This is a genomic window from Pantoea sp. CFCC18177 (assembly GCF_059412425.1).
In genome coordinates this window covers 21,285-48,284 of record NZ_JBNBPL010000029.1, presented here as the reverse complement: position 1 = coordinate 48,284, position 27,000 = coordinate 21,285, and the positions used below count along the sequence as shown (strand labels likewise).

Here is a 27,000-nt window from a genome sequence, read left to right as displayed (position 1 = left end):
ATGCGTAACTACAAAATTGCTGCCATCCCGGCAGACGGTATCGGCCCGGAAGTGATCTCCGCGGGTGTGGAGGTGTTACAGGCGCTGACCCGTCACGATGAGCAACTGCAGTTTGATGTGCAGACCTTTGACTGGGGCTCGGACTACTACAAAAAACATGGCGTGATGATGCCGGAAGACGGTCTGAACACGCTGAAAAAATTCGACGCGATTTACTTCGGTGCCGTGGGTGCGCCGGATGTGCCGGATCACATCACGCTGTGGGGCCTGCGCCTGCCGATTTGCCAGGGCTTTGACCAGTACGCCAACGTGCGTCCGACCAAAATCCTGCCGGGCGTCACCTCGCCGCTGCGCAATCGCGGTCCGGGCGATCTGGACTGGGTCATCGTGCGTGAAAACTCTGAAGGGGAATACTCCGGTAACGGCGGCCGTGCGCACCGGGGTTTACCGGAAGAAGTCGGCACCGAAGTGGCGATTTTCACCCGTGTCGGCGTCACGCGTATCATGCGTTATGCCTTCAAACTGGCGCAGTCACGTCCACGCAAGTTGCTGACGGTGGTGACCAAATCCAACGCGCAGCGTCACGGCATGGTGATGTGGGATGAGATTGCCGCTGAAGTGGCGCTGGAATTCCCGGATGTGCAGTGGGACAAAATGCTGGTCGATGCCATGACGCACCGCATGACGCTGCATCCGCAGACGCTGGATACCATCGTCGCCACTAACCTGCACGCCGATATTCTTTCCGATCTGGCGGGCGCGCTGGCGGGCAGTCTGGGCGTGGCACCGACCGCCAATATCGATCCAGAGCGTCGTTTCCCTTCGATGTTTGAACCGATCCACGGCTCGGCGTTTGATATTACCGGCAAAGGCATCGCCAACCCGATTGCTACCTTCTGGACCGCAGTGCAGATGCTGGAGCATCTCGGTGAGCGCAACGCTGCCGCGTTGATTATGGAAGGGATCGAATATGTGTGTGCGAAAGGAATTCTGACACCGGATGTGGGGGGCAGCGCCAATACCGCCGAGGTGACACAGGCAGTTGTGCAGTATATTGAAGCGAAAACCCAAGTGGCTGCAACGGCATAATGACGCAAAAACAGGTTGCCGCTGGGTGACCTGTTTTATTCCCTTCCTTTACAGTATCGCAGTGTCTCCGTTTATTTTTGTCAGTGCCGCCTGACAATATAACCAGTATTAAATGACTCACATCGCAGCCAATATTTACATATTTAAGAAAACAGCCTCCGTACAATAAATCTCATTATCGAAATCCCAATATATTGGCTCGTCCAGCTGGAAGGTCATGTCACGATTCATTTTGAACGAGTCGAGCGCCTTTCTTCCCCATTTTATTCTGGAATAACATGAAAATAATCCCGCTATTATTGTTGTTCACTTTCGCTCTTATTACGCTTCCTGCTCAGGCGGTCATCATCATCACGCGCGCGGCCTTTCCTGCCTGGAATATGCCCATGGAAATCAGCTACATCATGTCGGGAGGAAACTCGAGCGCGTCGATAGGATGTGGGACACGATACTGCGATTTTGGCATTTGGGTGTTGCACGACAGTGGCACCTATCCCGATATCTATCCCTCACGTATTATTTTGGATGGTGGGTCGAATGGCGGGACAGATACCTGGGCCAATGCCAACAAAGCATTTTTGCATCGCTACCCTGCCAGCGCCACATTCACAACGGTTTTTTATCCGTCAAGAGGGCCTTATACCGTCTGTGTGGGTGGGGCTCAAAATAATATGGGATACCTGTTTCGCACCCAGCCAGGCACATCCTGCGTCACAGTGCCCTTACCCCCTCAGCCGACCAGTTGTTCCTTTAGCGGATCGCCAATCATTGACCACGGCTCGCTGCAGCCTAATCAGGTCAATGGCAAACAGGATAGCGTCTCGATTAATGTAAACTGCAATCGTGCCACCTCAGCCACCCTGACGAGTCTGGGCGGCACCATTAACTTAGGGGGAGGTGTGACATCCACACTGACCTTTGATGGCCGCACCACAGGCTCCATTTATTTGCCCAACGGTAACTCATCCCATACCGTTGCCTCTACGCTCCGGGGGACCAATCCTACCCCCGGCGATAAAAGCGGTAGCGGCACCATTGTGATTACACTGCCGTAACTTTTCCCGGCAAAGATGCTCCTCTCCCTGCCTCTCTGATGACCCGGCACCTGCCGGGTTTTTCATTGGTGAGACTTGCATGAAACACCATTGCACATAAAACTGACCTTTCTTGATCATCACGAACCCAGAAAGAGAAAGGAATGTTGCTATGACGCAAACGGGGCTTAAGGCGAACCATCCCCTGTTACTGGCCTTGCTGGTGGCCATCACTTTCTTCATGGAAAACCTCGACGCCACGGTAATCACCACGGCCATTCCACAAATGGCACATGACTTCGCGGCAAGTCCGGTGGCATTGAATGTGGGTGTCAGTGCTTATCTGTTGGCGGTGGCTGTGGGCATCCCAATGAGCGGGTGGCTGGCCGAGCGCTTTGGGGCACGTACCGTGTTTGCCTGTGCCATTTTGATTTTTACCCTCGCCTCAGTCATGTGCGGCTTCAGCGACACCTTAGCGATGTTTACACTGAGCCGTATTTTACAAGGCATCGGAGGGGCAATGATGGTGCCAGTCGGCCGTATGGTAGTACTGCGCGTCACCGCAAAGAGAGAGATGGTGAAAACGATCGCTTTTATTACCTGGCCCGGGCTGATTGCCCCCGTGCTCGGCCCACCACTCGGCGGGTTGATTGTCACCTACGGACATTGGCCGTGGATTTTCTGGCTGAATATTCCACTCGGTCTGCTCGCCATTATCGCTACCGGCTATCTGGTACCACAGTTCAAAGCAGAACAGCCGCGCCCCTTTGATGTGCGTGGTTTTGTGCTGACGGCATCCGCCTGTACGGCGTTGATTATCGCACTGGAAGCGCTCGGACAGATGCATCTCAGCCTCGGCATCCCACTGCTGTTGGTCGGCATACTGAGCAGTATACTGGCTTATCGCCACAGCTTCCTTTATCCGCAACCGTTGCTGCCATTCAATGCGCTGACCATTAACACCTTCCGCAACTCAGTGATGGGTGGCTCGCTGTTTCGCGCTTCAATTAATGCCGTGCCCTTTCTGCTGCCCTTACTGTTCCAGTTGGGGTTTGGCTGGAGTGCCGCACAAGCCGGTGCCACGGTATTGTGGGTGTTCGCCGGAAATTTAGCCATGAAACCGGCCACGACATGGCTCATGAAGCGCTGGGGATTCCGTCAGGTATTGATGGTAAATGGCATCATCAGTTTGGTGGCGATGCTGGGGTGCCTGCTGCTTAGCCCTTCACTGGGTTATTTTGCGATTGCCGCGATTCTTTTTATTGGCGGGCTGTCGCGTTCACTGCAGTTTAGCTGCTACAACAGTCTGGGCTTTGCTGACGTGCCCCAAACAAAAATGAGTGATGCCTCCGTGGTGTTCAGTATCTTCTTCCAGTTCAGCATGAGCGCCGGAATTGCGCTGGCAGCCCTGTTCCTGCGCGGCTCAATGCTGTGGCATGGCCACACCACCATTGAGCAGAGTGATATTCACATCGCCTTTGCCGGCGTAGCTTTGTTGGTATTGATGTCACTGCTTGATGTTCGGCGGTTAGAAAAGAGTGCCGGCGCACAGGTGCTTAGCCGATAACAGGGCACGCCCGTGACGATGCAGTGGCACGGGCTGATTCGCTTAATCTCATCTTTTACGAACGTCATCATTAGTAGATTGCGTTAATATTTGACCTAATAAATACAGCCTCGGTCACATTCACCTCATGACATTAATGATATAGTTTTCAGCAATTGAATTGATAGACGATTAAAATTAACACTCTCCCTCTCTTACTCACATACCCATCTTTTATCCTTGTAATATTCCCCTTACAAGCACCCCGTTCGCTTACTACATAAACGCCATAGAAATCTTATTTTCTTAATTACTCACCTTGAACATAATAGCACTCACTTGAGCTGCCAATTAAAAATAAAAATAGCCACGTTAAATATATCATGCCCTACTCCAGTTGCATGATAACGGAGCACCTGCTAACAGCGTGCAAATGCTGGTACCTGACGATAAAAAACGGTGATCAACGTCTATACGTCTGATTAAAACCAGAGAACGCCATGTTTTAAAAAAACATGAAGAAAAAACTCAATGGAAGATATTAAATGAAAAAGAGTCTTATCGCCTTGTCTATGTTTAGCCTGTTTGCTGTTTCCTCTGTACACGCTGCGGGTGGAACCGGAAAAGTCACTTTTACCGGTTCCATTATTGATGCACCTTGCTCCATCGCTCCGGGTTCATTAGATCAAACCGTTCCGCTCGGCGCTATTTCCAATGTGGTGCTGGCTGCAAACGGTAATACCGGTTCTTCAAGTGCAAAGCCTTTCCATATTGAACTGGAAGATTGCGTTATTGCTACGCCGGGCACTAAAGATAAAGTCACAGTGACCTTCACTGGTACAGCTTCTCCTTATGATGCAGAAAGCCTGGCGCTGGTAGGGGGTGATGCCAGCGGTGCGTCTATTGTTCTGACCGCCGCTGACGGCTCCAAAGTGAAACTGAATACCGCGACAGTAGGCCAAACCGTTGTTGATGGCAAAAACACGCTGACCTTTGCTGCCAGCGTGAAGGGCGGCGGCGCAACCGCCACCATTGTACCTGGCACATTCCAGGTACCGACTAATTTCGTACTGAATTACATCTAACAATATGCGTGACTAATTGGCCTGCGGCGCCCCTGCCGCAGGTCTTTTTACCTGTACCGTATTCTGGAGCTTATTGATGTTTTGGAAGCCCTTATTTTTACGCTATGCGGCCCCATTCCTGGTATTGTGCAGCGCTTTAAGTATGACCAAAACCTTCGCAAACGCCGAAGGTTTTGGTCGTTTAAATATGACGGGATCAATTGTCGAAACGCCCTGTGCGATTGACGTCGGCGATCGCGATCAGACTTTATATATGGGTAATCATCCCATTAGCAAAATCATTAGAGAAGGCCAAGGGCCTAAAAAAGAGTTTTCCATTCGATTATATGGCTGCACATTGACAAGCCTGGATCCCAGCAAATCTGACTGGAAAAAATTTAAAGTGATGTTTGATGGTGAAAATGACAAAGGCCATTTTAAAACGTCCGGTACCGCCAGTGGTGTATCCGTCAGAATCAGCGATCTTATTGGCAATGTCGCAACGCCGGGGGTACATCTGCCTGAAGGTGATCTCATGGTCGAGAATATGCATCTTAAATACACGCTCAACTTAGTGGGTAACCAGGAAATATTGCAAGCTGGCGACCACCAATTAACGATTCGTTTTAGAATCGATTATAATTAACGAGGCACGCCATCATGCTGAAATGCCTTCCTCGCCATATAGGTTATCTCATTTTTGTCTTCGTAGTGGGGACAACATTATTCATCGGGAAATTATCTTCATCCCTTGCTGTCAGTGATGTGCAGTTCAACACAGATGTGCTTGATCTTAGTGATCGCAGCAATATCGATTTGAGCCAGTTTTCACGTAAAGGTTTTATTTTGCCGGGTACTTATACCCTGGGCATTAATCTTAATGCGAACACGCTGCCTGAACGCCAGGTTCACTTCTACCCAGCAGAAGATGACGCCAATCAAACTGTGGCCTGCATTACGCCAGAGATGGTGTCTCAGTTAGGCCTGAAGGAATCAGCCTTAACTGACCTCTCGTGGTGGCATAACCAACAGTGCCTCAAACTGGAAAGCATTAAAGGCATGGAAGTACGCGGTGATTTAGGAAAATCAGCGCTGTTCATTAGTATCCCGCAAGCTTATTTAGAGTACAGCAGTCCCTATTGGGATCCACCTGCTCGTTGGGAAGAGGGCATCACAGGTGCACTCTTTGACTACAATCTCAACCTGCAAACCCTGCAGCAAAAGGGGGCGGGCGGCGGCAGCGCAACCAACTTATCCGGTAACGGTACCAGCGGCGCGAACTTTGATGCCTGGCGGGTACGTGCCGATTGGCAAACTCGTTACGATCGTCGCAACGGTAGCCATCACGAGGCGAATACCCGCTCCTGGGATTGGAGCAGGTTCTACGCTTATCGCGCGCTAAGTAAGATCGGCGCGAAATTCATTATGGGCGAGGATTACCTCAACTCGGCAATCTTCGACAGCTTCCGATTTACCGGACTCAGTCTGGTATCTGATGACAACATGTTGCCCCCTAATTTGCGCGGCTACGCACCGGAAGTCAGCGGTGTGGCGAACAGCAATGCCAAAATCATCATCAGCCAGCAAGGGCGTATCATCAAAGAGGTGCAGGTAGCTGCGGGTCCATACCGTATTCAGGATCTCGATAGTGCGGTGTCTGGCAATCTTGATGTACGCATTGAAGAGCAGGACGGCAGTGTTAAGCAGTACCAAGTGAGCACCGCCACCATTCCGTATCTCACCCGGCCGGGACAAGTGCGTTTTAAAACCGCCGTGGGGAAACCATCGGACTGGAAGCATCGTGTTGATGGGCCGGTGTTCGCTGCCAGCGAGCTTTCATGGGGCATCAGTAATGGCTGGTCACTCTATGGTGGAGGCATGGGCGGGGAAGATTACAACGCTTTTTCCGTGGGGGTGGGTCGTGATCTATTGGCTTTTGGCGCTCTATCCTCAGATGTAACGATGTCGCAGGCTAAAATCCCGAGCCGGGATACCCAGCGCGGCGGATCTTACCGCCTGAGTTACGCCAAACGCTTTGAGCAAACAGGGAGTCAGGTGACGTTCGCCGGTTATCGCTTTTCCGATAGCGGCTTTCGCTCCATGGCCGAATATCTGGATTCACGGGATGGCGATATCACCACCGGGCGCAGCAAAGAGATGTATACCCTCTCTCTGAATCAGCAATTTGAATCGCTCAATCTGACCGCGTATGTCAATTACAACCATCAGACATTCTGGAACCAACCAGCCAACGATCGTTATGACTTATCGCTTTCCCGTTATTTCGATCTTGGCCGCTTCAGAAATCTTAGCCTCTCACTTACGGCTTATCGTAACAAATTGAATAACACCAATGATGACGGCATGTACATGTCACTGTCATTACCGTGGGGCGAATCCGGAACGGTAAGTTACAACGGTTCCTATACCAAAGGAGATAACCGTCAAAGTGCGAGTTATTACAGTCGGCTGGACGATGCTGACTCCTATCAGGTGAGTGCAGGTGTTGCACGTCAGGGCGCCGATCTGAGTGGCTACTATACCCATAACGGCACCCTGGCTAAGGTCAACAGCTCGGCAAGCTATCGCGAGGGCCAACACAGCGCATTAGGCGTTGCCCTGCAAGGCGGCGCAACACTCACCACTAAAGGCGGTGCATTACATCGCACTAATATCCTGGGTGGCACAAGGATGTTAGTTGACACCGATGGCGTTGCCGGTGTGCCTGTCGGCAGTTACGGTAACCCCGTTTATACCAACCGTTTCGGTAAAGCGGTGGTGAGTGATATCAGCAGCTACTATCGCAACAGCGTGCGAATCAACATCGATAAACTGGCAGACAATGTCGAAGCCAGCCAATCGGTGGCACAGGGTACGCTGACCGAGGGGGCGATTGGCTATCGTAACTTCAACGTCATTTCCGGTGAAAAAGCCATGGCGGTCATCCGTCTGGCTGATGGCAGTTCGCCGCCGTTTGGTGCCATCGTACTGAATACAAAAAAACAGGAAACCGGCATTGTTAATGATTATGGCCGTGTCTATCTGAGCGGAATTAATGCCGGTGATACCATGACAGTACGTTGGAATAATGCGGAACAATGCGAAATTTCCCTGCCGAACACTTTACCGGACAACATGATGAATAATTTACTACTTCCTTGCGAAACAATCGTAACGTCATAAATAAACACACTCCAATGATGAGACTCTGTAGGTCAATGATGAAAAGAAAAACATTAGTGAACATCTTCGCCGCCACGACATTGAGCTTTATTGCCCATTCTGTTTCTGCCGCCATTTCATTGGACAGAACACGTGTCGTATTCCCCGGGTCAGAGAAATCAGTAAGTTTGACCGTAAGTAACCAAAACACTGAATTGCCTTATCTGGCTCAAGGATGGCTTGAAGATGAACAAGGTGAAAAACTGGATAATAACAATCCGTTGACGGTCGTACCGCCGGTACAACGTATTGAACCCCGAGCTGAAAGTCAGGTAAAAATTCAGGCACTCACCTCTTCTGAGGCATTTAAAAAATTACCACAGGATCGAGAGTCTCTTTTTTATTTCAATCTGAGAGAGATCCCACCTAAAAGTGACAAACCCAATGTATTGCAGATTGCCCTGCAAACACGTATTAAAGTGTTTTATCGCCCTGCGGCATTAGCAGAAGCCGCGGCTGCACAGCAAGCATTACCATTCCAGGAAAAAATCACCCTCAGTAAAAGTGGTGATAAATATACTGTTGTAAATCCGACTCCTTATTACGTCACCTTGATTGGTGCGAGCGCCAAAAAAGAGGGCGACGTGATTAAAGGATTTGAAGCACTGATGATCGCACCGAAAAGTCAGGCGGCGATGGGCGGCAGCACAGCAGCTTTAGGGCAGACGCCCGTGCTGGTTTACGTTAATGATTACGGCGGCCAAACAGCCTTAACCTTTAAATGCAGCGGAAATACTTGCACCGTAGATACCAGTAAACGTGCAACGCCAAAATAATCAGGGAAATGATGAAATGCAAATAATCGTCATTGCAGCACGTTCAGCCTCTGGAATGCGTAAGATGCAAGGTTCAGCATTAATATCTTGCGCAATCCTCTTTTCCTCAATGGCGCAAGCCGGCTTTACTGATGGTCTGGTAGATGGCAACTATGGGGTTATCCGTGCCCACGGCACCTTGACCGAAAGCGCCTGCCGGTTAGATATGCGTTCGGCTGATCAATCAGTCTCTTTGGGCAATATCGCCACAGGTAAACTGCAGAATCCCGGCGATACAGGTAACCTTGTTCCCGTTGCCCTCTACTTGCATGACTGCCTACGTACCTCATCGGCCAATCGCGATGTAAAAGGCAATCTGACCTGGAGCGCCAGCCAGCCAGCCGCTTCCTTCACCTTCACCGGGATTGAGGACATTGATAATCCGCAATTAATTAAAACTCACGGTGTAGAAGGTATTGGGCTGCGTATAAAAGACGCGTTGCGAAATAACGTCACACTCGGGCAGCGCGGCAAACCACTACTCATCACACCAGCAAGTCATGTCGTCATTTATTACATTGCTCCGGAACGCACGCACAATAATCTCCGTGCCGGAAGCTATTTTGCCACTGTGAACTTCAGGTTGAACTATGATTAATTCATCCTCAAGGAAAAGAAAAGATACCCTAATCTGCATAATGGCGACGCTACTCGCCCTTATGCCTTTTCCCGGTTATGTACAGGCATTTTCGACCATTGCCACGGTGAAGGTTAAAGTTTTATCGGCACCCTGCATCGTAAACGGCAATAGAGATATCCCAATAGACTTTGGCAATGACATTATCATTTCACGCATTGATAGCCGTATTTATGAACGCCCAATACCTTATGTACTTGACTGTTCTTCAGCCACATCAAAATCATTGAAAATGCAGTTGCGCGGAGCGGGGGCCTCTTTTGACACAACAGTGCTTAGCACCAGCAAAGCCAATCTCGCTATTGAGTTAAAAAGCAACGGTACAAAAATGGCGGTAAATAGTTGGCACAATTTCACCGATCCTGCACGCCCGGCATTAAGTGCTGTGCTGGTTAAAAATCGCAGCGGCACTGTCACGGGCGGGGCTTTTACAGCAACATCAACATTGCTGGTTGAGTATCAATAGGGAAGAACAATGAGACACGTAAAACGTCTTAACGGACAACAGGCATTAATATTGGCTTGTTCATTTATAATGCTTCCATTGGCACAAGCCACAAATGTCAGCTTTAAGGGAACACTTGTAGAATCTATTCCCTGTGAAATAAATAATGGTGGGCTAATCGAAATTGATTTCGATACCTTAATTATTCGTTCCATTGATGGGGATAAATATCGCCGCCCCGTACCCTATTCAGTAAATTGCACGGGAACGGGAAGTGTGCGACTGAGTGTACAAGGAACACCTTCAAGCTTTGATAACACCGCTGTTGTCACTAATCAGAGTGGGTTAGGAATTAGAGTTGAACAAGATGGCTCCCCGCTCCGTATAAACCAATATATTGCCATCAACCTTTTACGGCCTCCTACTTTAACGGTTGTCCCTGTGGCTAATCCGGCATCATTGCCTTCTTCGGGGGCCTTTACATCACGAGCCACAATCATTGCAGACTATCAATAGGACTCTTGATGAAGAAAACTATTACATTGTTAGGTTTCCTGTTCGTGTGGACCTTTGGTTTCCTCTCTCCTTCTGCGGTCAACGCAGCGGAAAATCTTATTATGCGCGGTAGCCTCGTCGATGCACCCTGTGTTATACGACCGGGCGATGAGTTAATAAAACTCGATTTTGGAGAAGTCATAGATAAATATCTCTATCGCTTTTCCCGCACGCCAAGTCGGCCTTTACTGATTCATTTAGAAGATTGCGATGTCAGTGTTGTTAAAGAGGTCGAGATTACCTTTCAAGGTATTGAAAATACGGCTTTACCGGGATTATTACGCCTTGATGCAGGTAGCATTGCCAGTGGCGTTGCGATTGGCATTGAGGGTCTGGACGGTTCTACTATCAGCATCAATAAGCCTGCGCCTGTAAGAGCACTGCAGACCGGCAATATGGTGCTGGCATTCCAGGCTTATATGCAGGGCGAACCCGATGCCATCCTAAATCGTCGGATTGGCCATGGACAATTCACGGCCACTACGACATTTATCCTGAATTATCTTTGACCTGCGTTGGTGCAGCATTGTCTTGCGGCGATGCCAGTGCCGTTTCTAATCGGTCTAGCGCGCAAAGAATGCCATAGCTACGCGCGCTTTGATTTTCCGGCAGCGGCAGCCAAACATCTGCCTGGTTCGCCAGATCCAGCGCTGCTGGGCAGATCGCAATCACCGCTGTTTTCTGGATGTGTGCATGGTGTACCGCACTCAGCACGCTGCTGTTCACCGTATCTGGCGCGGGGATTAACAGTAAATCATCCGGCTGTAAGCGGCTCAGCGTCATACGCAGCAGGTTGTCGTCCTGAATCCATGCCAGTGCCAGTCCTGCCGTTGTAAGTCGCTGGTGAACTTCTGCTACCAGCGGTGTGGTCTGTCCTGCGGCCCCAATCAATAACACACTTCGGGCATTCCGAAGCATAAGCGCAGCACGCTCCCAGGTTACCTCTTCAGCCAGCGACCACTGCTGTGCCAGTGCCTGATGAATCGTCTCAAGCTGTGGAATGTTTTGTGCACGGCGCGCTGATGGCACCGAACTGGCGCGCGCCAGACGCATGCGCAAATCGCGGATATCTTCACAGCCCACCGAACGCGCAAATCGGGTGATGGTGGCAGCGCTGACTTCGGCGCGTCCGGCCAGTTGCTCAATAGTGGCGGATGCGGCAAACGCCATATCGTTAAGGATGGCCAGTGCCACACGATTTTCCTGATGGCTCAGTGACGGCTGCCGCTGGCGGATCACCTCGATGAATGCGCCTTCCTGCTGCTGGCCAGCTTTACGCACCTGGTGTAGAAAATCATCCAGATCGCGACAGCCAGCAGAGGCGGCAAAACGACGCAGCACTTCAGGACTGACGCCCGCTTGGGTAGCCAGACTTTCCATCGTGGCCTGCGCGCTGACGTGCAAGTTATCCAGAATAAAACGCGCCAGCCTAGATTCCGGTGCATCCACCCGTGCCGACTGCTGTCGCAGCTGCCAGACAATATCCATTCGCTCACCACATCCTCAATTTGCGAACACTCATCATGCATGAAAATATTTTTCAATGTGAGTTTTTTTTCATCTGATTACGTCTTTACCCTGCTTAAAACAGCGCTTATTAACGATAAATTAAAGCACCGATCACACTCATGAAAAATATTTTCACAAACAAAGATAATTCAATTCACTGATTATTAATGACTTATCTCACATTCATCAGAAAATCGTCTGTCCCGAGGGTATTTACAGCACCGCAGAGACGGGTCTTAAATGGCCCCGACAAATCACAGAAGGAAATCATATGCGTATCGTACTTTGCTGTGCAGCAGGGATGTCCACCAGCATGCTGGTCACCAAAATGCAGAGTGCTGCTCAAGGACGTGGACTGGCGATTGATATCAAAGCCGTGCCAGTGGCGGAATTTGAACGCATCCTGCCCGATGCCGATGTGGTGCTGCTCGGCCCACAGGTGCAGTTTGAAGCTGCCCGGCTAACCGCCATTGCGACGCCGCAGGGTAAAGCTGTCGCCGTCATCGACATGATGGATTACGGCATGATGCGTGGCGAGCAGGTGTTGGATAAAGCCCTGGCGTTGCACACCGCTTAATTCACCCGTTTTACCCAAATCTACTGATTGAAACACGGCCCTGTGCTGTGGGGGATTCTGCATGTCCGAAGACGTGGTTATCGATTTTGAAGAGCAAATCATGTTGCTGCTGGTTCAGGCCGGTGCAGCCCGCAGTGCAGCGCTCAGCGCACTGCGACTGGCGCGTGAAGGCCAGTTTGCTGCCGCTGAACAGCAATTAGCCTCTGCGAAAGAGAGCATCAACGGCGCGCACCAGCAGCAAACCGCGTTAATTGGTCTTGATGAAGGCAGCGGCAAACTCGCGGTCACCCTGATTTTGGTACATGCCCAGGATCACTTGATGAACGCCATGTTAATTCAGGATCTGGCGGGCGAAATCATAGAACTCTACCGCCGCACTGCGGCAGGAGGAACCGATGCTTAAGATGGCGATTATTGGTGGTGGCAGCAGCTATTCACCGGAGCTGGTTGAAGGGATTATCAATCGTTATGCACAACTGCCGGTCACGGAGTTGGCGTTAGTGGATGTGGAATCGGGACGCGAGAAGGTGAATATCATCGCCGATCTCACGCGCCGGATGCTGCAGAAGAGTTGTTTAGAGCAGGTTAAAATCAGCGTCCACTTTGAACTGGACGATGCCATTCGCGGTGCCCGCTTTGTACTGACACAATTGCGCGTAGGCCAACTGGCAGCGCGTGCCGCCGATGAGCGCCTGGGCCTGAAATATGGCCGTCTCGGCCAAGAGACCACCGGCGTCGGCGGTTTTGCCAAGGCTCTGCGTACCATTCCGGTGATGCTGAATATCGCGCGCAAAGTGGAAGAGCTGGCTCCCGATGCCTTTATCATCAACTTCACCAATCCCGCGGGTATCGTGACGGAAGCGGTATCGTGCTACAGCAACGCCAAAATTATCGGGCTATGTAACGTGCCGGTGAATATGCATCATATGATTGCTGGCATGCTCAACGTGTCGCGGGATGAGGTACAGCTGCGCTTTGCCGGGCTAAATCATCTGGTGTGGGTGCATCAGGTCACCTGTCGGGGCAAAGATGTCACTGCACAGGTGATTGAACAACTCTGTGACGGCCAGTCACTTACCATGAACAATATCAAGGATATGCCGTGGTCGCCGACGTTCCTGCGTGCGCTCAACGCCATTCCATGTCCTTATCATCGCTACTACTGGCAGACACCCCAGATGCTGGCCGAAGAGCAGCAAAAAGCGCAAAACGGCCATGAAGGTACGCGTGCAGAGCAAGTGATGAAGGTGGAAGCCGAGCTGTTTGAGCTGTATGCCGACCCGCATCTGGCGCACAAACCGGAGCAGCTCAGTTTCCGTGGCGGCGCTTATTACTCGGAAGTGGCGGTCGAGTTGATCAGTGCGATTCATAACAACAGCGGCAAGAATCTGGTGGTGAACTGCCGTAATAACGGCGCGATCCATGGCCTGCCGGATGATGCGGTGGTGGAGGTCAATTGCCTGGTGGATGCCCAAGGCGCGCATCCGCTGATGTTTGGTGAACTGCCGCCGCTGATGAATGGCCTGACGCAGCAAATCAAAGCCTTTGAACGCCTGACCATCGAAGCAGCAGTGCACGGCGATCGCCATCAGGCGCTGCTGGCGCTGTTGGGCAACCCCTTAGTCGGTGATGTTGCCACGGCGGAAGCCCTGCTGGCAGAGGTGTTGACGTTGAATAAGCCGTGGTTACCCCAGTTCACCTATCACGCGTAATGCCGTAGCGGCGCAATTTATTGCGCGATGAATCGCGCCGCTACCGAGCCCATTATATTGTTGTGCCATTGAGCCTGAGGAGGCCCTGTGTCCAACCGAACTTTTATTGAACGTTATGTGTTGCCCGCAGCGCTGAAAGTCGCTGGCCAGAAGCATGTGCTCTCGGTGCGCGACGGCATCATTCTCAACATGCCCTTTATGCTGATTGGCAGTTTCTTCCTGATCTTCGCTTACCTGCCCATCCCGGCATGGGGCCATCTGATGGCGGATCTGTTTGGTGATAGCTGGCGCAACAAACTGCTCTATCCGGTACGTGCCACCTACGACATCATGGCGCTAATCTCCAGCTTCGGTATCGCCTATCGTCTGGCGGAGAAGTACCGCACGCTGGACCCATTGACCAGCGGCGCAATGGCGTTAGTCGCCTTTGTAATGACCATTCCGCAGCAGACGCTGTTCGCCCCGGTTGAAAATGCGCCCGCACAACTGGTGACCGGCGTACTGCCAATCTCGATGATTGGTAGCCAGGGCTTGTTCGTGGCGATTGTGATTGCGCTGATGTCGACGGAGATCTATCGCTTCGTCCACAGCCGCAATCTGGTGATCAAGATGCCGGAAGGCGTTCCCCCTGCGGTGGCGAAATCCTTTCTCGCGCTGGTGCCGGGTTTCTGTGTGCTGGCGGTGGTGCTGGTGATCCGTCTGGCCGTGGAAGCCTCACCTTTTGGCGATATTAATAATCTGATCGCCACGGTGATCGGGTTGCCGATGCATCACGTGGGCGGCACGCTGCCGGGCATGATTTTCTCGGTGCTGCTGATTGGTATCCTCTGGACCCTGGGCCTGCATGGCGATGCGATTGTGTTGGTGTTTATCCAGCCAGTCTGGCTCTCCAACATGAGCGAGAACCTCGAGGCGTTTCAGCATAACCAGCCGATTCCGCACATCTTCACGCAGCAGTTTTATGATTTGTGGATTGCACCCGGCGGCACCGGTGCGCTGTTGGGGTTGGTGATTTTCATGCTGATCCGTTCGCGCAGTCGTCAGATGAAGCAACTGGGTAAAATTGCCGGACCGGCAGCCCTGTTCAACATCAGCGAGCCACTGGTATTTGGTATCCCGTTGGTGATGAACCCGTATCTGTTCCTGCCTTTTATCCTGACGCCGGTGGTGCTTGTGATCGTTTCCTGGGCGGCAATGACCACCGGACTGGTCGCGCCACCCGCCGGGATCGCCCTGCCGTTTACCACACCGATTTTTGTCAGTGGCTATTTAGCCACGGGCGGCCATATCTCCGGTACGGTGCTGCAAGTGGTGAATTTGGCGATCTCAATGGTGATTTACTATCCGTTTTTCCGCATCTGGGATCGCCTGAAGCATCGCGAAGAGCAGCAAAGCGAGCAGCAAGCGCAGGCTATGGCCGGCAACCCGGTGGTTTCATAACGTATCTCTAGGGCGGCCATCAGGCCGCCTTCCATCACATCCCCATTCTTCCAGTTTCCGCAATAATGACTTTGCAAACCCGGCTATTCTGCCGTGCCACAGGCTGTGACAACCTTTAGACAAGGTTCGGGATCGCCCCGGCCACCACTAAAGGATATCGCTGATGAAACTCTACCACTTCCCACTCTCTGGCCATGCGCATCGTGCGCGCCTGTTCCTGTCACTGCTTGGCTTGCCACACGAGGTTATTGATGTGGACCTCAAAGGCGGCGAACACAAAACGCCTGCCTTCCTCGCTATGAATCCGTTCGGCCAGGTACCGGTGCTGGAAGATGAAGGTGTTTATATCTCCGACTCCAACGCCATTCTGGTCTATCTGGCGAAGAAATCGGGTCGCCACGAATGGCTGCCAGAAGATGCATTGGGAGCAGCGCAGGTGCAGCGCTGGTTATCGGTAGCAGCGGGCGAACTGGCTTACGGCCCTTGCGCGGCGCGCTTGATCACCGTATTTGGCCGCCCTTTCAACCCGGATGAAGTCATCGCCCGCGCGCATGCGATTTTGGCGCTGATGGAGCAGCATCTGACCGGACGCGACTGGCTGGTCGGCGATCATCCCACTGTCGCGGATGTCGCGCAGTACAGCTATCTCATCGGTGCACCGGAGGGCAATGTGGATCTCTCCGGTTATCCGGCGGTCAATGCGCTGCTGCGCCGCATCGAAGCGTTACCCGGTTTTGTCCCCTTCCCCCAAACCGCTGCGGGTCTGCGCAGCATCGCGTGAGTGAGCCATCATGGGCGAGAAATTATCGGTATGGCATGCAGGTGAAATAGCCCTGCAACAGCAAGCGGGCGTGGCCGAACGTATGGCAGAGGTCGGTCAACGTGTGATTCGCGATTTCATGCCCGATCAGCATCGCGACTTCTATGCACAGTTGCCGTTTATCGTGCTGGGCAGCGTCGACGCACAAGGCGATGCCTGGGCCACGCTGCTGGAAGGTCAACCCGGATTTATTTTCTCGCCCAACGCCACCACGCTAGATATTGAAGCGCAGCCGGACGCCCGCGATCCGGCTGCGGCGGGCATCATGGATGGCGCAGCGGTTGGCCTGCTCGGCATTGAACTGCATACCCGCCGCCGTAACCGTATGAACGGGGTATTGAGCACCATCGGTGGAGGGTTGCGGGTGCAGGTCACACAGAGTTTTGGTAACTGTCCGCGTTACATCCAGCTGCGTGATTATCGTTTTGCTCGCCAGCCTGACGCGCCTTTTGCGGGTGATGTTGAAGAATTGAACGCACTGGATGCGGAGGCACGCACCACCCTCGCCACCGCCGATACGTTTTACGTCGCCACCTACGCGGACCAGCAAGTGGATGTCTCACATCGCGGCGGCAAACCGGGCTTTGTGCGGGTCGATGACGATGGTCTGCTGACCATCCCTGATTTTAACGGCAACCTGTTCTTCTCCACGCTCGGTAATATCCATCAGAATGGTAAAGCCGGGTTGCTGTTTGTGGATTATCACAGCGGCGATACGCTGCAAATCACCGGCGATGCCCGCGTCATCCTTGATTCGCCAGAAATTGCCGCCTTCCAGGGTGCCGAGCGGCTATGGACCTTTCGCGCTCGCCGCATTGTGCGCCGTCGGGCGGCACTGGCCTTGCGCTGGCGCAGCCATCCCGAGGGCATTTCACCCGCCTCTGAGATGACCGGCGACTGGCAATCTGCCGCCAAACATTTACTCGCCAGCGAACTGGCTCAGCGCTGGCGTCCATTCAAAGTGACGAAAATTGTCGATGAGAGCGCCTCAATTCGATCCTTCCATCTGATGCCGGATGATGGCGCGGGTTTATTGCCGCATCTGGCCGGACAACATCTGCCGATTCGCGTGACCTTGCCCGACACAGAGAAACCGCTGATTCGCCACTACACCTTATCGGTCGCGCCATCGGACGGTTTTTACCGCATCAGTGTGAAGCGTGATGGCGTGGTCTCAAACTACCTGCACGCTCATCTGCAGGTGGGCAATGGCCTTGAAACCCGCGCCCCTGCCGGAGATTTCACCCTCGATGCCAGCGAGACGCGTCCAGCGGTTCTGCTGGCGGCAGGCGTTGGCATCACGCCGATGCTGGCGATGCTGCGCCATCTGGTTTTTGAAGGACGCCGCAAACAGCGTATGCGTCCTACCTACTTTATCCAGTCGGCACACAGCAAAGCCGAACGTCCTTTTGCGCGCGAGTTAGATACGCTGCTGGCGGCTGCGCAAGGTGGGTTCAGGCTGATACGCGTGCTGAGTCACACCGAGGATGCAGAAGCGGGTTTTGATTACGATGTTGCCGGACGCATCGATATGGCCCTACTCTCCCAAGTGCTGCCGTTCAACGATTACGACTTTTACTTGTGCGGCCCGCCGCCGTTCACGCAGGCGCTGTATGACGGGCTGCGCAGCTACAACATTGCCGATCAGCGTATTCACGCCGAGGCTTTTGGGCCGTCATCACTGGTGCGCCACACCGATAACGATGAGCCTGCAACGCTATTGTCGCCCGTGGCAAACAGCGCTGTACCAATCAAATTTATGTCGTCTTTAAAAGAAGCCCGCTGGACGCCGCAAAGCGGTTCACTGCTGGAGTTAGCTGAAGCGCGCGGATTGAGCCCGGAATACAGCTGTCGCGAGGGCCACTGCGGCAGTTGCAAAACCCGACTGCTTAAAGGTGCCGTAACCTATAAAACGCGACCGAGTGCCAAAGTGGCAGAGGATGAAGTGTTGATCTGCTGCGCGGTTCCGGCGCAGCAGGAGGGCGAGATAGAGGCGATTCAGTTGGATTTATAAAGCGCAAAATCATAACAACGGGATAATGCTTCTCTCTTCACCATACCAAAGCTGAGAGTTTTCAAGATCCACGAATTTGCGCTCATCTTCTATTAACTCGCGTAATGCCGCCAAACCCTGTTCCGTTTTTCGGGCCGCGAGATGCGAGGGTAAATCATCCCACCACAATTCCGCGCAGCCATCAAAATCCACGGCTAAAGTCCCGCGCATTTTCTGTAAAGCATCTTGCGCCTCCGGGTTGGCATAGGGCACCGTCTGGATGTAGCGCCGTATACCTAACAATTCCGCATGCTTGCGAACCAGTGGCGCATGAACATTGCGCCAGTGATGATCGAATTCCTCACGTGAAATTGCGGGGTTTCTCTTTGCGCACATGATTAGCTTCAACATCTTCTTTACTCCTATTCACTATGAAGCTCAAAGCCTACACTCTGACAGTGCTGTCAGGGTCAAGAGGGACATTATGCAAATAGGAAAGCTGGCCACGTTAACCGGTGTGAGCATTCGTATGCTGCGCTATTACGAAGAGGCGGGGTTACTTGTTCCAGAACGAACAGAGACCGGATATCGGCGCTATACGGTCGATGATGTTTCGCGAGTGGAGCGAATATTAGTGCTGAACCGGGCGGGCTTTACGTTGCCGACCATCATCGGCTTGCTCAACTGCGTGAACTCAGGAACTGCCCCCTGCGATGCGCTGAAAAACAAAATTCAGGATCAGCTTCAGCAGATTGAAAGACAGTTTGATGATTTGAATAAGAGCCGTGAATTACTACAGCATCTACTTGTTCAATGATGAGGGGTGGATGCGATCTCTGAAAAGCAAAAACCCAGCCATAAGNATCAGCTTCAGCAGATTGAAAGACAGTTTGATGATTTGAATAAGAGCCGTGAATTACTACAGCATCTACTTGTTCAATGATGAGGGGTGGATGCGATCTCTGAAAAGCAAAAACCCAGCCATAAGGCTGGGTTTTCAGAATGTTGGTGCCCGGACGCGGAATCGAACCACGGACACGGGGATTTTCAATCCCCTGCTCTACCGACTGAGCTATCCGGGCAACGGGGCGCATTAAACCCTACTCAGGCCGCACCGTCAAACGCTTTTCTGCAAAAACCCGCTGACTGCTGGCTTTTACAGCAACCTTCAGACCATTCGGTAAAAAAATTCTGCAACTACTAACTTTAGCGGTGAATTTTTAACCACACCCGCCGATAACCGATTTGACGATAAATACCAATTATAAGGTCCACCATGTTTAGCACGATTACATCGGGAATCCTGTCGCGTCTTGCGTGGCAGAAACGCGGCAATAGCAGCGCAACGCTCAACTCGTTGCAGGATGCGATTGCGATGATCGAATTTTCACCGGAAGGCAAGATTATCAGCGCCAATGAGCTTTTCCTTGAGCGCATGGGCTATACGCTGCCGGAAATTGTCGGCCAGCATCACAGCATGTTCTGTACTGAGGATTTGATTCACTCGCCGCAGTATCGCGACTTCTGGCGCCGCTTAAATCGCGGCGAAGGATTCAGCGATAAATTCCTGCGCGTGGCAAAACACAGCCGCCCTATCTGGCTCGAAGCCAACTATGTGCCGGTGCAGGATCGCAGCGGTCGGGTGATCAAGATCGTGAAGCTGGCGAGTGATATCACCGCACGCATCATTGATGCACAAGAACAGCGCGCCATGACCACCGCCATTGAGCGTTCGATGGCGGTTATCGCCTTCAACCTTAAAGGCGAAGTGTTGATGACCAATGACAACTTCCTCAAAACCATGGGCTATCGCGCCAGCGAGGTGGTTGGCGTACACCACAGCCAGTTCTGTCCGCCTGAAATACGTAACAGCGAAGAGTATCGCCGCTTCTGGCACAAACTGAACCAGGGCGAATACATCTCTGGACAGTTTGAGCGTTTAAATAAGCTGGGTCGCACCGTGTGGCTCCGGGCAACCTATAACCCGGTATTTAATGAAGCCGGTGAACTCTACAAAGTGGTGAAATTTGCCACTGATGTCACCGCGCAGGTCGAGAAAAACCAACTCGAGCGTGAAGCAGCACAGCAGGCCTATCAAACCGCGCTGCAAACCAGCGAAAGCACCCGACTCGGTGCCACGGTGATCGAAAACAGCGTGCAGACCATCAATGAGTTGGCGGGCGAGTTGCATGGCATCTCCGGTGATATCAACAATCTGAGCGAGTCTTCCGATCGCATCGGTGCGATTGTCGAGAGCATCCGCCGCATTGCCGATCAAACCAACCTGTTAGCGCTCAACGCAGCGGTGGAAGCCGCCCGCGCCGGTCAGCATGGCCGTAGCTTTGCCGTGGTCGCTAACGAGGTGCGTACGCTGGCAGCTAACATTAACCGCGCAACCACCGAGATTGAGAACATGGTGCAGCAGAACCATATGCTGGCGGAAAAAGCGCTGAAAGGCATCGAATCGAATCTGAAACGCGCCGATCATGGTGTCGTTCTTGCCAAAGAAGCCGGTGGCGTGATTTCCGAGATTCGCGGCAGCTCCAGTGAAGTGGTACGCGCTATCAGCCATGTGGCTGAGGCATTAAAAGAAGAACAATAAACCGCGCCTACCGACGTGCACGCCACGTTTTGTAGGGTGCGGCCTGCGAGCCGCACCCTACGTTCAAAGCTGATGACATAAAAGTGTCATAGCATTGCAGTAATCTAGGATAATTCCTAACCAACGCCAGAATACTCCCATGCAGTTGCCTGATTTACGCGCAGGATTAGCCTCCTTGTCGAGCCGCTCCCGTGCGCGTTCGCTGTGCATTGAAGTCCCGTTTGTGAGTCCAGCCATCGACAATACCGCGGTGATGGCGTTGTTTACTGAACACAAAGATTTGATTGGTCTGCCGGTGGTCGAAAACGGCACGCCGTTCGGCATGATTAACCGCCATATTTTCCTGTCGCAGATGACGCGCCCCTTCTTCCGCGAACTCTACGACCGCAAAAGCTGCATCGCCTTTATGGATAAAGAGCCACTGGTGATTGATGCCGATACCGAGCTTGATCAAGTGGCACAACAGGTGGTGGCCAGCGGCGATAAATCGGTTACCGATGGCTTCATTCTCACGGAGCAGGGCCGCTATATCGGCATCGGCTTGGGTATCGATCTGATCCGCACCGTCTCGGATTTGCAGGCGCAGCAGCATCAGCAGATTTTGCAGAGTATTGACTATGCGCGCGTGATTCAGGACGCGATGCTCGATCGTTCTAAACAGCAAATGGCACAGCAGCTTCACGACTGGTGCCTGCACTGGCAGCCGCGCGATGGCGTGGGCGGCGATTACTATGCGTTCCATCAGGATGAGCAAGGCTGGCTGGCATTGATTGCCGACTGTACCGGCCATGGCATTCCGGGTGCCTTTATGACGGTAATCCTGCAATCGGCATTGGAAAACGCCCTGCAGAAAAATCGTCGTGCACCGTCCGATCTGCTGCAATCGTTGAATCGACATATCAAGCAAACCTTAGGTCAGCTCAATGCTTCACAGCAAACGTCCTTATCCAATGACGGCTGTGATGCCATCGCACTGCGCCTCGATACACAACAACATCAACTCAGCTGGTCCAGTGCACGTATGCATGCGCTGTTGCACCCTGCCGAGGGCGATGCGGAATCGTTGAAGGCCGATCGTGTAGGAGTGGGCTATACCGATACGCCGCAGGATTATGTCTGGCCTCAGCATCAACGCACGCTCATCCCCGGCGACATGCTGCTGGTGATGACCGATGGCGTTACCGATCAGCCCGGCGGCGAACGTCATATTATGTTTGGCAAAAAGCGCATTCAGACGCTGGTTTCACAATATCAAACCCTGCCGATGGCTGAGCTATCAGCAACATTTGAGCGGGAATTTCTCAACTGGCAAGGCAACCAGCCGCGACGCGATGACGTCACCTGGTTTGGCTTCCGTTATTAATGAGCACCGTATGAACTCAGGTTCAACCCTTAGCAACGTGCCACCCAAAAGTGTTGCGCTGCACTATACTGGCTTTTTCTCGCCGCAGAACATCACCGCCATGGGCGAGGTGATCAAGGTCTTTTTGGAGAACCAGCAAGCGCCCGTCAAAGTCCGTCGCCGCTTGTTCTCCAGTTTTGTTGAAATCGTACAGAACATCCTGCGCTACTCGCAGGACAGTCGCAGCATGAGTTATGCCGAACAGGATTTTCGCTTTGGCACTGTTACCCTGCACGTTGAGGGTGACAACTATGTGCTGGAGAGCAGCAACCAGGTGGATGAAGTCGCCTGCGAGCAGTTACGTTACTGGCTGGATTTGCTGCGCACGATGAGTAATGAAGAGATCAAACAGGCATACCGGGTAGGTCTGCGTGCTGAGAGCCCTGCGACAAGCAAAGGGGCCAACATAGGTTTACTGACGTTAGCACGTGACGTCAGCGAACCGCTGGAGTATGAACTGCGTCCGTTGGAGTCCAGCGGTTACGCCACGTTTTGGCTGAAAGCCACCATTCACCAGGATTGATTTTGCTATGCAAAACCTTGTTATTGCTGCCACAGAAAGCACCCCCGACGTCAATTTTGATTTCGAAACCAGCCAGTTCGCCCTGCGCGGTGAGTCCTGGCCCGAAAATGCCGCGGCCTTTTATCGTCCCCTGCTGGATGCCCTGGAAAACTGGCAGCCCGAGCAAGGCGGCCAGGTAGAAGTCAACATTGCACTGCGCTACTTCAACAGCTCCAGCACCAAGATGCTGTTCAGCCTGTTCGACCTGTTTAACCAGCTGGCGCAAAAAGGCCAGACGGTGGAGCTGAACTGGTTCTTCGATGAAGAAGATGATGTCTCTGAAGAATTCGGTCAGGAGCTGGCGCTGGACTTCACCGATTTGCAGGTCAATCTGCGAGCGGAAATGGCGTCATGATGGACCTGAACGAGCTGTTTCGCGAAGAGAGCGAGGTACTGACTCGTTCACAGGATGTTGCGGCACAAAGCGCGCTGAGCGCGGAAGATTACCGTGATGCGCTGCAAATGGTGAATCGCCATTATCAGCGCCTGATGCGTGAAACCTATCGCATGATCTCACGCAGCGATCGCGCCGAGCGGGAACTCAACCGCGTTAATGAGCAGTTGCAGCAGTTGGCGCAAGAGCTGGAGTACAAAGCCACTCACGACCCGTTGACGGCGGTGTGGAACCGCGGTGCCATCATTCAGCGTATTACCAATACATTGAGCAATGGCCCGGCGGCACTGATCATTTTGGATATTGATCACTTCAAGAAGATCAACGACGAGTTCGGCCATCCGATGGGCGATAAAGTGATTTGTGGGCTGGTATCACGTATTCAGAACCACTGCCCGGAAGATGCCAGCATTGGCCGCATTGGTGGCGAAGAGTTTACCGTACTGCTGCCCCACTATCGCCTCTCAGATGCGGTGATCGTGGCGGGCGCAATTCACGCATCCCTTAATGCTTCACCGTTGGCGGTACTGCCAGGGCAGTTGGTGACAGCCAGCCTCGGCGTGAGCTATGGCAAGCCGGGTTCCGATTTTGAAACCCTGTATAACAATGCCGATGCCGCGTTATACGATGCCAAGAACCATGGCCGTAATCGGGTGTTTTTCCGTTAAATAACAGCGTTCGCTGCGACGGGCGGCCTGAAGGCCGCACCCTACAGGCCAATCGCTCGCTAATTTTTCTGCGCCGTTTGCACTGGGGGATCGGTCGCTGGCGGCAGGAAGATATGGTCAAGGATATTGCGCATCAGCGGAGCCGCCGTCACCCCTTCACTTCCCCCGTTTTCCAGAATTAACGCCACCGCCACTTTCGGCGCATCAAAGGGTGCAAAAGCGGTATAGAAAATGTGGTCACGCAGGCGCGTGGGAATCATCTTGGCGTTATACACCTGGTTCTGTTTCAGGCTGAAGACCTGAGAGGTCCCGGACTTCGCCGCAATGCCGTAAGGCGCGGTATGGAAGTACTTATAACCTGTACCATTTGGCGCATTTGCCATACCAAACATCGCATGACGCACCAGCGACCAGTACGGCGATTTTGGATCGCCAATTTGTGGCTGCGGCTCTTTCGGTTGATAAGGTTGCTGCACAGTACCGCGCTGTGATTTCTCCAGCAGATGCGGGTTAATGACGCGGCCATTGTTAAGCAGTGCCACCAACGCTTTCACCATCTGAATCGGCGTGGCGATCCAGTAGCCTTGCCCGATACCCACGGACACCGTATCCCCTTGATACCAGGCACGCTTGTGCACTTTCTGCTTCCACTCGCGGCTTGGCAACAGGCCCGCGTACTCTTCATTCAGGTCGATACCGGTAGGTTTGCCGTAACCAAACTGGCTCAGCATGGTGTGAATGCGGTCGATGCCCATCATAAACGCCACCTGATAGAAGAACGTATCCGCGGATTCTTCAATGGCGCGGGTAACATCCAACATGCCATGGCCCGATTTTTTCCAGTCACGGTATTTACGATCGGTCCCCGGCAAGGTCCAGGTCGGTGCCCCGAAGAACGTCGTGGTCGGGGTGATGACTTTGCTTAATAACGCCGACATCGCCATATAGGGTTTCACCGTGGAGGCTGGTGGATAGAGACCTTGAGTGACGCGGTTGATCAGCGGCAGGTTTTTGTCCTGCAGCAGCGTTTTGTAGGCTTTATAACTGATGCCTTTCACAAACGGGTTGGGATCGTAGCTCGGCGCGGACACCATCGCTAACACGCTGCCATCGCGCGGGTCCTCAATCAATGCCGCTGCTCGCTGTCCGGCCAACTGGCTCTCCACATACTGCTGCAAATGCAGATCCAGCGTAAGGTAGATGTTTTGTCCGGCGACGGGCGGCACTTCTTTCAGCACGCGCACGATGCGGCCGTGGTTATCGACTTCCACTTCCTGATAGCCAGTTTTGCCATGCAGCAGCGATTCGTAATAGCCTTCGATGCCCTGCTTGCCAATGTTATGGTCCGCCGCGTAGTTTTCGCCCACGCCTTCCGCGTTCAGGCGTTTGAAATCGTTGTCGTTGATCTTGGAAACATAGCCGACCACGTGCGCCAGATCGGCACCGTAAGGGTATTCACGGTCTTGATAGGTATCGATGGTGACGCCGGTATAGCGGAACTGGTTAACGGAAAAACGCGCCACCTCTTCGTCAGTGAGTTCGCCTTTCAACTCTACCGGCTTATAACGACTGTTCTGTTTCAGCTCATGCTCAAAGGTTTCGATCTCTTCTGGCGTCAAATCGACAATCGGCGTCAGCGCTTTGAGCGTTTCCTGCATATTGGCGATTTTGTAAGGCGTGATGAGAATGTCGTACCAGGTGACATTGCGCACCAGCGGAATGCCGTTGCGATCGTAAATCAGCCCGCGCGTGGGGGCGATGGGGATCATTTTGATGTCGTTTTCGTTGGATCGCGTCTGATAATAGCTGTGCTGATCCACCTGAATACGATACAGGTTGACGCCAAGAATGATGAAGCAGATGACGACCAGAGCAAAAGCGACAAGCGCACGGCGGACAAACAGTTTCTCTTCAGCTTCGAAATTACGGAAATTCATCAGGGGGGCTTAGTCTCTTTGTTATCACGCTAATGATAAGCAGAGATGGCTTTAGAGCCAGCAGGAAGATGCACAAGCTTGGGTAAAAGTGTGTCAGATGTTTACGGCGGACTAGATAGTGCGGTTTGACGCCCTCACCCCGGCCCTCTCCCGCAAGCGAGAGAGGGAGCAAACCGCACACTTTTGATACTTTCTTCGAACCGTGCTCTCTCCCGCTTGCGGGAGAGAGCTAGGGTGAGGGAGATATGTCTAATCAGTCTCCCAGCAGCACCGACTCCAGCGCGATCTTAATCATATCGTTGAAGGTGGTCTGGCGCTCTGCAGCAGTGGTCTGCTCATGGGTACGGATATGGTCCGACACCGTACAGATAGTCAGCGCTTTAGCACCGAACTCTGCTGCCACACCGTAAATACCGGCCGCTTCCATCTCCACGCCCAGAATGCCGTACTTTTCCATCACGTCGAACATCTGCGGATCTGGCGTGTAGAACAGATCAGCGGAGAAGATGTTACCCACGCGGGCATCGACACCCAGTGCTTTTGCCGCGTCAACCGCGTTGCGCACCATATCGAAATCGGCAATCGCCGCGAAATCGTGATCCTTGAAACGCATACGGTTCACTTTGGAATCGGTGCAGGCACCCAGACCAATCACCACATCACGCAGTTTCACATCTGCACGTACCGCGCCGCAGGAGCCAACACGGATGATTTTTTTCACGCCGAAATCGGTGATCAGCTCTTTGGTGTAGATTGAGCAAGAAGGAATGCCCATACCGTGACCCATCACTGAAATCTTACGGCCTTTGTACGTCCCGGTGTAACCCAGCATGCCGCGCACGTTGTTCACTTCAACCGCATCTTCCAGGAAAGTTTCTGCGATGTGCTTCGCGCGCAGCGGATCGCCCGGCATCAGTACGACGTCTGCGAAATCACCCATTTCTGCATTAATATGAGGCGTTGCCATGGTTATTTTC

27 protein-coding genes and 1 tRNA gene are annotated in these 27,000 nt (G+C 52.7%); 23 read left to right on the top strand and 5 right to left on the bottom strand.

All coding sequences use genetic code 11. The features are described from left to right. From ACPUC8_RS22470 to ACPUC8_RS22420, 11 genes are all read left to right on the top strand, one after another. A complete protein-coding gene (locus ACPUC8_RS22470; RefSeq protein WP_494927385.1) occupies positions 1-1,089 on the top strand; it encodes a tartrate dehydrogenase in 1,089 nt (362 codons plus the stop codon). Between the two features lie 278 nt (positions 1,090-1,367). Beyond that, positions 1,368-2,144, top strand: coding sequence for an MrpH family fimbial adhesin (locus ACPUC8_RS22465; protein WP_494927384.1), 777 nt, complete (start codon positions 1,368-1,370; stop codon positions 2,142-2,144). A 151-nt stretch (positions 2,145-2,295) separates the two neighbouring features. Beyond that, positions 2,296-3,690, top strand: a complete 1,395-nt coding sequence (locus tag ACPUC8_RS22460; protein ID WP_039327100.1) for an MFS transporter — start codon at positions 2,296-2,298, stop codon at positions 3,688-3,690. Positions 3,691-4,214: 524 nt separating this feature from the next. Then, a complete protein-coding gene (locus tag ACPUC8_RS22455) occupies positions 4,215-4,754 on the top strand; it encodes a fimbrial protein (RefSeq protein WP_039327095.1) in 540 nt (179 codons plus the stop codon). 76 nt (positions 4,755-4,830) lie between these two features. Beyond that, positions 4,831-5,379 (top strand): fimbrial protein, encoded by a 549-nt coding sequence (locus tag ACPUC8_RS22450; protein WP_039327092.1) that lies wholly within the window; start codon positions 4,831-4,833, stop codon positions 5,377-5,379. Positions 5,380-5,393: 14 nt separating this feature from the next. Next, entirely contained in the window at positions 5,394-7,916 is a 2,523-nt protein-coding gene (locus tag ACPUC8_RS22445) for an outer membrane usher protein (RefSeq protein ID WP_494927383.1), read from the top strand. A gap of 38 nt (positions 7,917-7,954) precedes the next feature. Then, positions 7,955-8,731 (top strand): fimbria/pilus periplasmic chaperone, encoded by a 777-nt coding sequence (locus ACPUC8_RS22440; RefSeq protein WP_058969155.1) that lies wholly within the window; start codon positions 7,955-7,957, stop codon positions 8,729-8,731. A 16-nt stretch (positions 8,732-8,747) separates the two neighbouring features. Then, a complete protein-coding gene (locus ACPUC8_RS22435; RefSeq protein WP_153011391.1) occupies positions 8,748-9,368 on the top strand; it encodes a fimbrial protein in 621 nt (206 codons plus the stop codon). Next, positions 9,361-9,873, top strand: a complete 513-nt coding sequence (locus ACPUC8_RS22430; RefSeq protein ID WP_082672277.1) for a fimbrial protein — start codon at positions 9,361-9,363, stop codon at positions 9,871-9,873. Before ACPUC8_RS22435 ends, ACPUC8_RS22430 begins: the two co-directional genes overlap by 8 nt. Before the next feature lie 9 nt (positions 9,874-9,882). Next, complete coding sequence (locus ACPUC8_RS22425) at positions 9,883-10,368, top strand: fimbrial protein (RefSeq protein WP_494927382.1); 486 nt, start codon at positions 9,883-9,885, stop codon at positions 10,366-10,368. Between the two features lie 8 nt (positions 10,369-10,376). After that, entirely contained in the window at positions 10,377-10,916 is a 540-nt protein-coding gene (locus ACPUC8_RS22420) for a fimbrial protein (RefSeq protein ID WP_039327083.1), read from the top strand. Here ACPUC8_RS22420 and ACPUC8_RS22415 read toward each other — a convergent pair. Beyond that, positions 10,897-11,895 carry a MurR/RpiR family transcriptional regulator gene (locus tag ACPUC8_RS22415; protein WP_494927381.1) on the bottom strand — a complete coding sequence of 333 codons (999 nt, stop codon included), beginning with the start codon at positions 11,893-11,895 and terminating at the stop codon, positions 10,897-10,899. The genes ACPUC8_RS22420 and ACPUC8_RS22415 overlap by 20 nt on opposite strands. Before the next feature lie 292 nt (positions 11,896-12,187). Between ACPUC8_RS22415 and ACPUC8_RS22410 the strand changes: the two genes are divergently transcribed. From ACPUC8_RS22410 to ACPUC8_RS22385, 6 genes are all read left to right on the top strand, one after another. Continuing rightward, on the top strand, positions 12,188-12,493 hold the full coding sequence (locus ACPUC8_RS22410; RefSeq protein ID WP_039327081.1) for a PTS sugar transporter subunit IIB: 306 nt from the start codon (positions 12,188-12,190) through the stop codon (positions 12,491-12,493). Between the two features lie 61 nt (positions 12,494-12,554). Further along, a complete protein-coding gene (locus tag ACPUC8_RS22405; RefSeq protein ID WP_058968976.1) occupies positions 12,555-12,896 on the top strand; it encodes a PTS lactose/cellobiose transporter subunit IIA in 342 nt (113 codons plus the stop codon). Further along, positions 12,889-14,205 (top strand): 6-phospho-beta-glucosidase, encoded by a 1,317-nt coding sequence (locus ACPUC8_RS22400; RefSeq protein ID WP_494927380.1) that lies wholly within the window; start codon positions 12,889-12,891, stop codon positions 14,203-14,205. Before ACPUC8_RS22405 ends, ACPUC8_RS22400 begins: the two co-directional genes overlap by 8 nt. Before the next feature lie 87 nt (positions 14,206-14,292). After that, positions 14,293-15,645 (top strand): PTS cellobiose transporter subunit IIC, encoded by a 1,353-nt coding sequence (celB, locus tag ACPUC8_RS22395; protein ID WP_494927379.1) that lies wholly within the window; start codon positions 14,293-14,295, stop codon positions 15,643-15,645. Between the two features lie 163 nt (positions 15,646-15,808). Next, positions 15,809-16,426 carry a glutathione S-transferase family protein gene (locus tag ACPUC8_RS22390; RefSeq protein ID WP_058968966.1) on the top strand — a complete coding sequence of 206 codons (618 nt, stop codon included), beginning with the start codon at positions 15,809-15,811 and terminating at the stop codon, positions 16,424-16,426. 10 nt (positions 16,427-16,436) lie between these two features. Next, positions 16,437-18,479 carry a pyridoxamine 5'-phosphate oxidase family protein gene (locus ACPUC8_RS22385; protein WP_494927378.1) on the top strand — a complete coding sequence of 681 codons (2,043 nt, stop codon included), beginning with the start codon at positions 16,437-16,439 and terminating at the stop codon, positions 18,477-18,479. Positions 18,480-18,488: 9 nt separating this feature from the next. On the opposite strand, the gene ACPUC8_RS22380 is transcribed toward ACPUC8_RS22385, so the two are convergent. Beyond that, on the bottom strand, positions 18,489-18,869 hold the full coding sequence (locus ACPUC8_RS22380; protein WP_494927377.1) for an EthD domain-containing protein: 381 nt from the start codon (positions 18,867-18,869) through the stop codon (positions 18,489-18,491). A gap of 73 nt (positions 18,870-18,942) precedes the next feature. Between ACPUC8_RS22380 and ACPUC8_RS22375 the strand changes: the two genes are divergently transcribed. After that, entirely contained in the window at positions 18,943-19,275 is a 333-nt protein-coding gene (locus tag ACPUC8_RS22375; RefSeq protein WP_052205856.1) for a MerR family transcriptional regulator, read from the top strand. 189 nt (positions 19,276-19,464) lie between these two features. On the opposite strand, the gene ACPUC8_RS22370 is transcribed toward ACPUC8_RS22375, so the two are convergent. Then, positions 19,465-19,540, bottom strand: a tRNA-Phe gene (locus ACPUC8_RS22370). A gap of 194 nt (positions 19,541-19,734) precedes the next feature. Between ACPUC8_RS22370 and ACPUC8_RS22365 the strand changes: the two genes are divergently transcribed. The 5 genes from ACPUC8_RS22365 (at position 19,735) to ACPUC8_RS22345 (ending at position 24,086) form a co-directional block, all read left to right on the top strand. Next, positions 19,735-21,060, top strand: a complete 1,326-nt coding sequence (locus ACPUC8_RS22365) for a methyl-accepting chemotaxis protein (RefSeq protein ID WP_494927376.1) — start codon at positions 19,735-19,737, stop codon at positions 21,058-21,060. A gap of 139 nt (positions 21,061-21,199) precedes the next feature. Beyond that, positions 21,200-22,423, top strand: a complete 1,224-nt coding sequence (locus tag ACPUC8_RS22360; protein WP_494927375.1) for a SpoIIE family protein phosphatase — start codon at positions 21,200-21,202, stop codon at positions 22,421-22,423. A gap of 10 nt (positions 22,424-22,433) precedes the next feature. After that, positions 22,434-22,985, top strand: coding sequence for a SiaB family protein kinase (locus ACPUC8_RS22355; RefSeq protein ID WP_052205854.1), 552 nt, complete (start codon positions 22,434-22,436; stop codon positions 22,983-22,985). A 7-nt stretch (positions 22,986-22,992) separates the two neighbouring features. Next, complete coding sequence (locus tag ACPUC8_RS22350) at positions 22,993-23,379, top strand: DUF1987 domain-containing protein (protein WP_039327053.1); 387 nt, start codon at positions 22,993-22,995, stop codon at positions 23,377-23,379. Next, entirely contained in the window at positions 23,376-24,086 is a 711-nt protein-coding gene (locus tag ACPUC8_RS22345) for a GGDEF domain-containing protein (RefSeq protein WP_081998037.1), read from the top strand. Before ACPUC8_RS22350 ends, ACPUC8_RS22345 begins: the two co-directional genes overlap by 4 nt. Before the next feature lie 59 nt (positions 24,087-24,145). Here ACPUC8_RS22345 and mrdA read toward each other — a convergent pair whose 3' ends face one another. Together mrdA and deoD are read right to left on the bottom strand one after the other, a co-directional pair. After that, positions 24,146-26,023, bottom strand: coding sequence for a penicillin-binding protein 2 (gene mrdA / locus ACPUC8_RS22340; RefSeq protein WP_494927374.1), 1,878 nt, complete (start codon positions 26,021-26,023; stop codon positions 24,146-24,148). Positions 26,024-26,276: 253 nt separating this feature from the next. After that, on the bottom strand, positions 26,277-26,990 hold the full coding sequence (gene deoD, locus ACPUC8_RS22335) for a purine-nucleoside phosphorylase (protein WP_034828492.1): 714 nt from the start codon (positions 26,988-26,990) through the stop codon (positions 26,277-26,279). Positions 26,991-27,000 lie beyond the last annotated feature (10 nt).